General features: G+C 67.9%; 1 protein-coding gene and 1 pseudogene. Both read left to right on the top strand.

Going from position 1 to position 318, the window contains the following annotated elements:
- Positions 1 to 117 (top strand): LuxR C-terminal-related transcriptional regulator (locus HA630_RS00835; RefSeq protein WP_243855307.1); only part of this gene is annotated, 117 nt, incomplete at its 5' end.
- A gap of 19 nt (positions 118 to 136) precedes the next feature.
- Positions 137 to 318, top strand: a pseudogene (locus HA630_RS00830) (hypothetical protein); the annotation flags it as partial.

Genomic DNA, 318 nt, shown 5'->3' with positions numbered 1-318 from the left:
ACGGCCAGGGCGCTGGGCATCAGCCCGCGCACCGTGGAAATCTACCGCGCCCGCCTGATGCGCAAGTACCAGGCCAGCAGTTCCGTCGATCTGGTGCAGCGCCTGCTGACCGGCTGACCCCACCGAGGCCCACCGCATGACCCCCTCCATCGAAGAGTTGCTGGCGCGCATCAAAACCCTGCAAGAGCAGATGGAACAGGAGTACGCCACGCTGCGTGCCCAATTCGAGCAGCAGCGCCAGGCCCTGGCCGACCGCTTTGTGGAACTGCAGCGCCAGCAGCGGGTGGGCCTGTGGCGCTACCTGCGCGGCAGCCGCCT

It is taken from the genome of Aquabacterium sp. A08 (genome assembly GCF_011742065.1).
This window is presented reverse-complemented; position numbering and strand designations above follow the sequence as displayed.